This is a genomic window from Streptomyces sp. A01 (assembly GCF_059026195.1).
Genome location: NZ_JBWLKN010000003.1, coordinates 415,570 through 425,316 on the forward strand (window position 1 = coordinate 415,570; position 9,747 = coordinate 425,316).

The 9,747-nt window shown below is 73.5% G+C and carries 6 protein-coding genes; 2 read left to right on the plus strand and 4 right to left on the minus strand.

The genetic code is table 11. The features are described 5' to 3' along the window. Window positions 1-130 precede the first annotated feature (130 nt). Genes AC5P1B_RS06145 through AC5P1B_RS06155 form a run of 3 tightly spaced genes read right to left on the minus strand, consistent with a single transcriptional unit; the run spans window position 131 to window position 4,001 of the window. Complete coding sequence (locus AC5P1B_RS06145; protein WP_493885395.1) at window positions 131-2,515, minus strand: xanthine dehydrogenase family protein molybdopterin-binding subunit; 2,385 nt, start codon at window positions 2,513-2,515, stop codon at window positions 131-133. 2 nt (window positions 2,516-2,517) lie between these two features. Then, window positions 2,518-3,111: a (2Fe-2S)-binding protein gene (locus tag AC5P1B_RS06150; protein ID WP_493885397.1), complete on the minus strand. Its 594-nt coding sequence runs from the start codon at window positions 3,109-3,111 to the stop codon at window positions 2,518-2,520. Then, window positions 3,102-4,001: an FAD binding domain-containing protein gene (locus AC5P1B_RS06155; RefSeq protein WP_493885399.1), complete on the minus strand. Its 900-nt coding sequence runs from the start codon at window positions 3,999-4,001 to the stop codon at window positions 3,102-3,104. The genes AC5P1B_RS06150 and AC5P1B_RS06155 overlap by 10 nt, the downstream gene beginning before the upstream one ends. A gap of 424 nt (window positions 4,002-4,425) precedes the next feature. On the opposite strand from AC5P1B_RS06155, the gene AC5P1B_RS06160 reads away from it, so the two are divergent. Beyond that, window positions 4,426-6,108 carry a PucR family transcriptional regulator gene (locus tag AC5P1B_RS06160; protein ID WP_493885401.1) on the plus strand — a complete coding sequence of 561 codons (1,683 nt, stop codon included), beginning with the start codon at window positions 4,426-4,428 and terminating at the stop codon, window positions 6,106-6,108. Window positions 6,109-6,346: 238 nt separating this feature from the next. Here AC5P1B_RS06160 and AC5P1B_RS06165 read toward each other — a convergent pair whose 3' ends face one another. Beyond that, window positions 6,347-7,960, minus strand: a complete 1,614-nt coding sequence (locus AC5P1B_RS06165) for a phosphodiester glycosidase family protein (protein WP_493885403.1) — start codon at window positions 7,958-7,960, stop codon at window positions 6,347-6,349. A 711-nt stretch (window positions 7,961-8,671) separates the two neighbouring features. Between AC5P1B_RS06165 and AC5P1B_RS06170 the strand changes: the two genes are divergently transcribed. After that, window positions 8,672-9,496, plus strand: coding sequence for a hypothetical protein (locus AC5P1B_RS06170; RefSeq protein WP_493885461.1), 825 nt, complete (start codon window positions 8,672-8,674; stop codon window positions 9,494-9,496). The last annotated feature ends 251 nt before the right edge of the window (window positions 9,497-9,747 follow it).

The following is a 9,747-nucleotide window of genomic DNA, read 5'->3' on the forward strand; positions in this document are numbered from 1 at the left end:
AGGTGTGATCGAGCGGGTGTGTGGGGGGAGGCTCCGGGCGGCGCCGTCCTGCGGGGACGGACGATCCTCGGCGCGACGGGTGCCGCCCGGAGGGCTGTGGCGCTGAGGGCGTGGGGCGCCCTCGGCGGGATCAGGTGCCGGTGAGGTGTTCCGGCCGTACGGGTACGCGGGCCAGCGCCAGGCCGGTCGCCGCGCGGATCGCGGAGACGACCGCCGGGGTGGAGGACAGCGTCGGGGCCTCGCCGATGCCGCGCAGCCCGTACGGCGCGTGCTCGTCGGCGAGTTCGAGCACGTCGACGGGGATGCTCGGGGTGTCGAGGATGGTGGGGATCAGATAGTCGGTGAAGGAGGGGTTGCGGACCTTGCCGTCCACCACGACGATCTCCTCCATCACCGCCAGGCCGAGCCCCTGCGTGGTGCCGCCCTGGATCTGCCCGAGAACGGACAGCGGGTTGAGCGCCTTGCCGACATCCTGGGCGCAGGCCAGCTCCACGACCTTGACCAGGCCGAGCTCGGTGTCGACCTCGACCACGGCGCGGTGCGCGGCGAACGAGTACTGGACGTGGCCGAAGCCCTGGCCGGTCCGCAGGTCGAACGCCTCGGTCGGGCGGTGCCGCCACTCGCGCTCGACGTCGACCACCTCGCCCTCGACGACGTCCAGCAGGTCGGCGAGCACCTCGCCGCCGTCGGTGACGACCTTGCCGCCCTCCAGGAGGAGTTCGGCGGTGGCCCACGCCGGGTGGTACGTGCCGAACTTGGCACGGCCGAGCTCAAGCACCCGCTCCCGGACGGCCTCGCAGGTGTGTTTCACCGCGCCACCGGTGACGTAGGTCTGGCGGGAGGCCGAGGTCGAACCGGCCGAGCCGATCCGGGTGTCGGCGGGGTGGATCGTCACGTGGCTGATGCCGAGTTCGGTGCGGGCTATCTGGGCGTGCACCGTGACGCCGCCCTGGCCGACCTCGGCCATCGCGGTGTAGACGGAGGCGACCGGTTCACCTCCGATCACCTCAAGCCGTATACGAGCCGTGGAGTAGTCGTCGAAGCCCTCGGAGAAGCCGACGTTCTTGATGCCGACGGCGTAGCCGACGCCGCGCACGACGCCTTCGCCGTGGGAGGTGTTGGACAGGCCGCCGGGCAGCGCCCGGACATCCGCCTGTTCGCCGCCGGCGCCCGCGGTGACCCACTGCCGCTCGGGCGGCATGGGCATCGCCTTGACCCGGCGCAGGAGTTCGGCGACCGGAGCCGGGGAGTCCACCTCCTGTCCCGTGGGCATGAGCGTGCCCTGCGACATGGCGTTCCGCTGCCGGAACTCGACCGCGTCCAGGCCGAGCTCCGCCGCGAGCTTGTCCATCTGCGCCTCGTAGGCGAAGCACGCCTGGACCGCGCCGAAGCCGCGCATGGCGCCGCAGGGCGGGTTGTTGGTGTAGAGCGCGACGGCCTCGATCTCGACGTCGTCGATCGCGTAAGGGCCGACGCTCAGTGAGGCGGCGTTGCCGACGACGGCCGGGGAGGCGGACGCGTAGGCGCCGCCGTCCAGCACGATGCGGCACTTCATGTAGAGCAGCTTGCCGTCCCTGGTGGCCCCGTGTTCGTACCAGAGCTTGGCGGGGTGCCGGTGCACATGGCCGAAGAAGGACTCGAACCGGTTGTAGACGATCTTGACCGGCTTGCCGGTGCGCAAGGCGAGGAGGCAGGCGTGCGCCTGCATGGACAGGTCCTCACGGCCGCCGAACGCGCCGCCGACGCCGGACAGCGTCATCCGTATCCGGTCCTCGGGCAGCCCGAGGACCGGGGCGAGTTGCCGCAGGTCGGAATGCAGCCACTGGGTGGCGATGTACAGGTCCACGCCGCCGTCCTCGGCGGGCACGGCGAGACCGGCCTCCGGGCCGAGGAACGCCTGGTCCTGCATGCCGACCTCGTACTCGCCAGAGACGACGACGTCGGCCCGCTCCTTCGCCGCGGCGACGTCGCCGCGCACGATGGGCTGCTGGTGCACGATGTTGGGGTGCGCCACGTGACCCGCGTGGTGGTCGTCGCGGCCGGGGTGCAGCACCGGGGCGTCCTCGGCGGTGGCGGTCGCCTCGTCGATGACCAGCGGCAGCTCGCGGTACACCACCTTGATCTTGGCGGCGGCGCGCCGTGCCGTCTCCGGATGGTCGGCGGCCACGAGGGCCACCGGCTCGCCGTGGAACCGTACGACGTCCTTCGCCAGCACCGGCTGGTCGCAGATCTCCAGGCCGTAATGAGTCCCGGCGGGCAGGTCGTCGTGGGTCATGACGGCGTAGACGCCCGCCGTCATGAGCGCCTCCGCGACGTCGATGGACACGATCTCGGCGTGCGCGTGCGGGCTGCGGAGCGTGAAGCCCCACAGCATGTCCTCATGCCACAGGTCGGAGGCGTACGCGAAGTCGCCGGTGACCTTCAGATTGCCGTCAGGGCGCAGCGTGGACTCGCCGACGCCGCCCTTGGTCCGGCTGCCCTGGGTGAGACTGGTGGGAACGCGGGTGACACCCATGGTCACACCTCTTCTGTCTCGCGGGCCGCGGCGAGACGCACCGCGTCCAGGATCTTCTCGTAGCCCGTGCAACGGCACAGGTTCCCGGACAGCGCCTCGCGGATGTCCGCATCGGACGGTTCACCGACGCGCTCCAGCAGCTCGTCGGCGGCGACCAGCAGGCCCGGGGTGCAGAATCCGCACTGCACGGCGCCCGCGTCGATGAACGCCTGCTGAATCGGGGAGAGTTCGCCACTCACCGCACCGTCCGGCTGGGCCTGCCAGCGCTGCGCCTCGCTGAGGCCCGTGCCGTGCGCCGCGCCGCCCGCGCAGCCCTCGCCGCCGCTCGCGCAGGCCGCCGCCCGCTGCTTGGCGAAGTCGGCCAGGCCCTCGACCGTGACGACCTCACGGCCCTCCACCTGGCCCGCGGCGACCAGGCACGCGCAGACCGGCACATCGTCGAGACGCACCGTGCAGGACCCGCACTCGCCCTGTTCGCAGGCGTTCTTGGAGCCGGGAAGACCAAGCCGCTCACGCAGCACATACAGCAGGCTCTCGCCCTCCCATACGTCGTCGGCTTCCTGCGGCCGGCCGTTGACCGTGAATTTCACGCGCATCGCGGGTCTCCCTTGGACGTGCCAGCTGTGGTCCGGTAGCTCTCCCAGGCCCAGCCCAGGGTCCGGCGGGCCATGACGGCCACGGCGTGGCGGCGGTACTTGGCGGTGCCCCGCACATCGTCGATCGGATTGCACGCGCCGGAGGCCAGCTCGGCGAACTGCCGGGCGATCGAGGGGGTGATCACCTGGCCGCTGTCCCAGAAACCGCCCTCGGCGAGCGCCGCGTTCAGGAAGTCCTCGGCGGCGCGGGCCCGTACGGGAGTGGGGGCGGCGGAGCCGATACCGGTCTTCACCGTCCGGTCCTCGGGGTGCAGCGCCAGCCCGAAGGCGCACACCGCGATCACCATCGCGTTGCGGGTGCCGACCTTGGAGAAATGCTGCGGGCCGTCGGCCTTCTTGATCCGTACGGACTTGATCAGCTCGTCGGGCTCCAGCGCGTTGCGCTTCACGCCGGTGAAGAAGTCCTCGACCGGGATGAGCCGGGTGCCACGCACGGACTCGGCCTCGACCTCGGCTCCGGCGGAGAGCAGCGCGGGATGGGAGTCCCCGGCGGGGGAGGCCGCACCGAGATTCCCTCCCACACTGCCCCGGTTGCGGATCTGCGGGGAGCCGACGGTGTGGGCGGCGAGCGCCAGTCCCGGCAGTTCGGCGCGCAGGTGGTCCATGATCTGCGTGTACGGGACGGAGGCGCCGAGCCGCACATGCTCCGCGCCGACCTCCCATTCCCGCAGGTCGCCGATGCGGTTGAGGTCCAGCAGGTAATCGGGACGGCGATGGTCGAAGTTGATCTCGACCATGACGTCCGTGCCACCCGCGATGGGCACAGCTGTGGGGTGCTCGGCCTTAGCGGCGAGCGCCTCCTCCCAGCTGGCGGGGCGCAGGAAGTCCATGGGTGTTCTCTTCTCGACTGTCAGGGGCTGCGGGGGCGGGCTCTGTGGCTACCCGGTGGGGCTGTTCATGTCCTGTTCACGCGGCTTGGCCTCAGTACACCGACGTGTGGCCCGCCTGGTGCAGTCACCGAACACATGAAGCAGTTGGCTGGCCAGCGACTCCGTCTTGTAGATTCGAACGAAAGACAAGAAACGGAAACATCGGCGTTCACCCCACGTGACCTGCGCCACGGGCGCCCGCCCGGGCACAGCCCGCGGGGTCGCTCCGCGAGGCGTCGCGAGGGGCTCCTCACCCGCCGCGACGGCCGATACGGTCGCTACCGCCGCGCGGGGCCCACACTCCGCACCCCCCACACTCCCCCGCCCACCCACTCCGCCCGCCCCTCCCACCACCTCCCCACGACACAGATCGGCTGACGAGACGATGCGGCTGCGCGCACTGCTGGAAACCGACGCCCTCGGCCTTCGCCTGCTCGGCGGCGAGGAAGAGCTCGACCGCACGGTGCGCGGTGTGATGACCACCGACCTGCGCGACCCGAGCCGCTACCTCTCCGGGGGTGAGCTGGTCCTCACCGGACTCGCCTGGCACCGCGAGCCCGCCGACTCCGAACGCTTCGTCCGCATCCTGGCCGCGGCCGGGGTCGCCGGGCTCGCCGCGGGCGAGGCGGAACTCGGTTCCATCCCCGACGACCTGGTCGCCGCCTGCACCCGGCACCGGCTGCCGCTGTTCTCCGTCGACGAGGACGTGTCGTTCGCGTCCATCACCGAACACGTGGTGCGCCAGGTCTCCAGCGAACGCGCCGGAGACCTGGCCGCCGTCGTCGACCGGCACCGCAGGCTGATGACGTCAGGTCCCGCCGGCGGCGGCCCCGACGTCGTCCTCGACCTCCTCGGCTCGGACCTCGACCTGCGCGCCTGGGTGCTGTCCACCGCCGGACGCCGGATCGCCGGTTCCCGGGTGGCCGGGGCGGGCCCCGAGCTGCCTCCCGCGCTGTGCGCGCGGCTCGCGGGGGAACACCTCGCCGCCGTACGCGCCGGACGCCGGGGCCCCCACCGGGTCACGACCGGCGGCGCCACGTACTCGCTCTTCGCGGTCCACAACGGCGGCAGGGGCGCCTCGGCGCGCGACGTACGCGAGACGGTGCTCTCCGACTGGCTGCTCGCGGTGGAGGCGGACGCCGGGGACTGGCCGGAGGAACGCCTCGACCTGCTGCACGGCGTCACCCAGCTGATCGCCGTGGAGCGTGACAGGCGCGACGCGGCCCGCACCGTGCGGCGCAGGCTCGCCCAGGAAATCCTCGAACTGGTGCAGACGAGTGCCCCGCCCGCCGAGATCGCCGCCCGCCTCCGGGTCGCCGCCCCCGTGCTGCTCCCCGGCGCGGGCGCCGCCCCGCACTGGCAGGTCGTCGTGGCGCGGGTCGAGTGGACCGACGGCGACATCCCCGGCGGCCCGGTCGCCCAGGCGCTGCTTGAGGAGATCCTTGTCGACCCGGCCGCGCCGGGGCCAGAGCCGTCCGACCGGATCGCTGTCGCGCACACCGGCGACGAGGCGGTGGCGCTGGTCCCGCTGCCCGCCCTCGGGGCCGAGGACGGCGGGCCCGACACCGGGACCGGGGTGCACGCGGACGCCCTGCTCACCGCCGTGGGCGAACCGCTCAGCAGGGGCCTCGCCGACGACGGGCGCCTCACCCTCGGCGTCAGCGCCGCCGTGCACTCGGCCGAGGGCCTGCGCGGCGCCCTGGAGGAGGCCAGGCACGCCCGCAGGGTCGCCGCGGCCCGCCCCGGCAGCGTGTGCGCCGCCGGGCACCAGGAGCTGGCCTCACACGTCCTGCTGCTCCCCTTCGTCCCCGACGACGTACGCCGCGCCTTCACCGCCCGGCTGCTCGACCCGCTGCGCGACTACGACCGCCGCCACCGCGCCGAGCTGGTGCCGACCCTGGAGGCGTTCCTCGACTCCGACGGCTCCTGGACCCGCTGCGCGACCCGGCTGCACCTGCACGTGAACACCCTGCGGTACCGCGTGGGCCGCATCGAGCAGCTGACCGGCCGCGATCTGGCCCGTCTTGAGGACAAGCTGGACTTCTTCCTGGCCCTGCGGATGACCTGACGGGCCGGCACCCCAGGACGCCGGGCCCAGAGCGGCAGCCCTGGCACGGCGCGAGGGGGTGCCCCGTCAGGGGCGCGGGGAACCGCGCGACCAGCCGCAGCGCACCCGCGGTCCGCGACGCACGGACAGGGACCCCCGCTCCCCCGGGCATGGTCCGCCGGACGCGGCCGAGATCAGGCCCGCGCGTCCACGCGTGGCCGTCAGCGCCGGACCGCGCTCGACGGTCAGCGCGTGAGGGTCAGCGTGTACGCGTGAGGGTCAGCGCGTCACCGACCGGGCGCTCACCGTTCGCGTCCGACGGCACGGTGACCAGCTCGCCGTTCACCGCCATGCCGGTGGACCCCCCGCCGTCGAGGTTCATCGCCTGCCGAGCCCCCAGCGACCGCATCAGCCGCGCCAGCTCGGTGACCCCGAGCCCATCGCTCTGACCGGGCCTGCGGCCCTCCGCCGTCACCACGATGAGGCGGCCGTCGCGGTCGACGCCGATCGCGGTCCGGGGCCCGCGCTTCAGCCCCCAGGTGTACGCGAACGACGGGTCACCCGGATGGTCGATTCCGTCGGCCCCGTAATCCACGGCCACCTCGCCGTCCCGCACCAGCCGGGGCCCGCCGTTGACGATGTCGTCGTCAGGCCCGAGCCTGACCCGCCGACCGTGCTCGTCAAGGATCTGCTGCTCCAGCGTCAGCTTGGCGCCCGGCACCGCGTGCGCGCGCAGCCATTCGGCCCCCGCGCCGACCCCGGCGAGGACGCTGCCGCCCTCGGGCACGGCGCCGCTACGCGCGCGCACCCGCGTGACGCTGCCCGACTCGTCCAGCACGGCTTCGACACCCGCTCCAGCCGGGGTGTCCGCGCCGAGTGCGCCGGTGAACCGTACGATCTCGCCGGTGTCCGTACACGTCACGTCGTGCCGTGGCCGCTGCGTCGGCTGGTCGCCACCGACACCGCCGCAGTTGCGGACGGCGCCCGGTGTGCGGTTGACGCCGTCGACGACCTCGGAGCTGCCGCCCGCCCGCACCCGCAGCCGCGTGCTGAGGTGCTTGAACTCCGGGCGCAGGCCGTCACCGCGCAGCACCATGGCCACGCGCCCGTTCGTCGCGGCGCTCTCCAGCTCGCCGTCGTACGCGCCGATCCCGGCCGCCGCGCCCGGCACGCCGTCCTTCTCCTCCATGACGAAGAACCCGGCGTTCACCGCGAGCAGCGCGTCCGTCCGCGCGGCCATGTCGCTGACCTTCTCCCGTCCGGCGACCGAGGTGCCGTACGTCGCGTTCAGGCCGCCGCCGAACCGGCCGGGGTCGACGATGGCGACCCTCACGCGCGCGCGGCCGGTGTCCGGTGCTCCATCACCGCCGGTCCACTCACTCACCGCTTCGAAGCCCGCCGCCGCGAGCGCCCCGCGCTGGTCGTCCGCCTGCTTCCGGTCGTCGAACCGGCCCACCCTGACCCGGACGCCGAGCACGCCCTCCCGGTCGGCTCCGTCCGGCCACTCGACCCGCTCCGTACGGGGCGTGAACCCGGCCGCGCGCAGCCGGTCGGCGAGCTGGTCGGCCGCACCGTCGGTGGCGAGCACGGCCCCGCCTGCCCGCACCGTCACCGTCCAGTGGTCGGCTCCAGCGCGCCCCTCGATGACGTCCTCGTACAGGTCCGCTCCGGGAGCGAGCCGCTCGTGGCTCCAGCCCGCGAGCCGTTTCGGGACGGAGGGCCCGGGCGCGGCACCGCGCGCGCTCGCGTGGGCCGCGCTCTCGTGTGCGGTGGCGCCGTTCTCCAGCGCACTGGCGCCGGTCACCACGAGGGCGACAGCGACCACGGCGGCCAGCGCGACAGGCCGGGACGGACGGGGGCGGACGGACACCATGAACACTCCTCAGCGGCGGGACCATCGACTGAACCGCGACGCGCGGAACGCCACGCACGGTGGCATCGACCGTGAACAATTGCCCGTCATCAAGACATCAGCCGCGTGAACACCCCGTACGGCGTAACCGGACCCGGGTAACCGGACCCGGCGCCCGCGACGAGCGTCGCCGGGCCCGCACAGGCCAAGCGCGACGGCGCCGCCCGGGCCCCGCCCGGCAGCCACCGGCAGCGGGCCACGGGGCCACCGGGCCACCGGGCCACCGCCGCGGATCTTCACCGTAGCCAAGCACGGCCACCAACCCCCCGCGCCAAGCGTGGAGTTGATCATACGCGTACGCTCCACGGCCCCGCCTCGGCTTCCGGCAAACGGGGGCTGGGCCGTTCGGGTGCGCCGAGGCCGCTGCCAGGCCGGACGGCCGGTCCGTACCCCGACCGCCGCCACCCGCCGACGCCGCCGACGCCGCCGACGAGCGCGGCCGATGAGCACCGCTTCCCGCCGACGGGGCGCCGGGGCGGCGGGGCGGCGCCCGAGACGCCTTCACACCTGCGATTCATCGCCGGTTAAGGCAGCGGCCAGCCCATGGCTCGACCAAGATTGTGAAGCAATTCACACCGAGCTCTTGGCCGAGCGCGCTGTTCCGTGTTGAGATGCGCGCACGGCTTCCGGCTCAATGACGCGCTTGGGGAGGGCAATGTGGCGGACACCGCCATGTCATGTTCTGGATCGTCGGATTCCGATGTAGGGCGAGGAGGCGGCCTTCGTGCGGGCCTCCTGGACGACCCGCTGCATACGGCCGTGTGGCGGCTGCGCTCGCGCGGCTGCTGGTACGACGCCGCGGAGCTGCTGAATCCGCTCGCCACGACCGATCCGGCCGCGGCACGGCTGCGCAGCTCCGTACTGACCGAACAGTGCATGTTCACCGCGGCCGGGTGGGAGGCGGCCGAGGACGCGCTGCGCGCGGCGGAGGCCATCGCGCACACCGACGACGAACGGGGGGCCGCCGCGTGTGAGCGCGGCCATCTCGCCTACGCGGCCACGCTGTTCGGCAACCGGGACCGGGCCGACGAGGCCCGTTCCGCGCTGGGCAGGGCGGCGGCGCTGCTCGCCCCCGACTCGCGTGTCCGGCCGCTGCTCGACTTCCGGCGCGGGCTGCTCGCCCAGCACCTGGCACGTAACGCTTCGAGCGCGCTGGCCGCCTTCCAGCGCGCGCACGCCGGAGCCACCGCGCACGGTGACGAGCTGCTGCGCTCGTTCACCTGGCGGCACCTCGCCGCGATGGCCGAGGAGAACGGCGACCGCGCCGAAGCACGGCACGGCTTCGCGGAATCGCTGCGCATACGAGAGGAGTTGGGCTACCTGATCGGCATCGCACCGGCCCTGGTCGCGCTCGCCAGCGTGGAACCGGAGCCGGAAGCGGCCCGGCTGCGCGCGGAGGCGGGCCGCCTGGTCCGGCTGCTCGGCGGCGTGCCGGCCTGGCTGGCCACCCGCCTGCGGACCACCGACGAAGCCCTCGCCGCGGACCCGGCCAACTGATCGCGAGGCCCCACCCGCCGCCGCGTCCCGCCTCGCGGCAACCGGCGCGGTGGGGCACACGCCACCACATCTGCGGCCCACTCAGCGCCGCACTCCCTGCCTGCTGCCGCTCGGCGCCCCGTACCGCGCACCGCGTACCGCGCGCCCCTGTGCCGCCGCACCGCGTTGCCCGGCGCTCCGTGCTCCGTGCTCCGTGCTCCGTGCTCCGTGCTCCGTGCTCCGTGCTCCGTGCTCCGTGCTCCGTGCTCCGT

Excerpts from the sequence above, each read along its gene's own strand:
- AC5P1B_RS06145 (WP_493885395.1), bottom strand. The coding sequence starts at position 2,515 with ATGGGTGTCACCCGCGTTCCCACCAGTCTCACCCAGGGCAGCCGGACC.
- AC5P1B_RS06155 (WP_493885399.1), bottom strand. The coding sequence starts at position 4,001 with ATGGACTTCCTGCGCCCCGCCAGCTGGGAGGAGGCGCTCGCCGCTAAG.
- AC5P1B_RS06170 (WP_493885461.1), top strand. The coding sequence starts at position 8,672 with ATGTCATGTTCTGGATCGTCGGATTCCGATGTAGGGCGAGGAGGCGGC.
- AC5P1B_RS06160 (WP_493885401.1), top strand. The coding sequence starts at position 4,426 with ATGCGGCTGCGCGCACTGCTGGAAACCGACGCCCTCGGCCTTCGCCTG.
- AC5P1B_RS06165 (WP_493885403.1), bottom strand. The coding sequence starts at position 7,960 with ATGGTGTCCGTCCGCCCCCGTCCGTCCCGGCCTGTCGCGCTGGCCGCC.
- AC5P1B_RS06150 (WP_493885397.1), bottom strand. The coding sequence starts at position 3,111 with ATGCGCGTGAAATTCACGGTCAACGGCCGGCCGCAGGAAGCCGACGAC.